Genomic DNA, 1,053 nt, shown 5'->3' with positions numbered 1-1,053 from the left:
AGCTGTCCCACCGCAAAATCTGCCTATCGAGTCGGTTTGACCGTCACCGGCGCCTTGCCGGCCTTCATCTGCTCAAGCAACGGCGCGCACTGGTTCGGCTCCCCACCGCTGGGCGCCACCAGGGCCAGCAGGCCTGCCGCCGGCGCGGCGATAACGCCCAGCGCGACCATTCCGGCACCGCGCAGCATCAGCGGTACGGCCTTGACCCCGGCGGCAGGCTTGGCAAACGTGCCCCGCACGTACAGCGGCGAGCGCAGGGAAATCAACCGCCAGCCCTTGGACTCGGGCGTGACGGTCAGGTCCAACTGCTCGGTCGCCATGTTCGCCGTGCCGTCGATATAGATGATTGCGTTCTCGGTGTCGAACACGAACAGGCGCGTGGTTGCCAGGCCCGTCTTGATATCGAAGTCAGCCGCAGCGCAGTTGATCTTCACTTCCTTGTCGCCAAAGATTTTTCCCACCACATAGTTGCCGACATTGAGGCCTGCCAGCTCCATCAGCTCTCGACTGATGGCGCCGTCATTGATCAACATCTTCAAGCTGCCGTTGGATGTGCCCAACAACGCCGCCACTGAATTGCCGCGCCCGGAAATGTCCGCGTCGCCGTTGAGCTCACCGAAACTGGTCTTCATCGGTTCGAAACCCGGGAAGAGCTGCTTGAGCTTGAAGCCACGCGCAGTCAATTTCGCCTGGCCTTCGAGAGGCTGGGTGTGGCCATTGAGGCGGATCTGCGCATCGAGCCGGCCACCGGCCACACCAAAGCGCAAGGGCTCCAGGCTCAACTGACCATCGTTGAGCACCAGGTGCGTGTAGAGATCGGTAAACGGCAACTGCTCGCTGTGGACGATACGCTTGCCGGTAAATTCAACGTCGGCGTCCATCACGCTCCAGCGCTCAGTACGAAATTTCTCCACCGGCAGAACCTTGTCGGACGGCTGTTTGCTGGCGCCGCCGCGGGCTTTTTGTTCTGCGTTGGAATCCGCGCCGATCAGCGGCGCCAAATCGCTGAACAATAATTGGTCGGACACCAGCGCACCGCTGAGTTTTGGCCGG

General features: G+C 61.6%; 1 protein-coding gene. It reads right to left on the bottom strand.

Annotated features, from left to right (window positions below):
* Window positions 1-23: 23 nt before the first annotated feature.
* Window positions 24-1,053: AsmA family protein (locus OC610_RS27915; protein ID WP_264432816.1), on the bottom strand; the 1,030-nt coding region annotated here is incomplete at its 5' end.

This window comes from Pseudomonas agronomica, assembly GCF_025917275.1.
Lineage (GTDB): Bacteria > Pseudomonadota > Gammaproteobacteria > Pseudomonadales > Pseudomonadaceae > Aquipseudomonas > Aquipseudomonas agronomica.
Note: the sequence above shows the minus strand (reverse complement) of the source record. Positions and strands in the feature narration are given on the sequence as shown.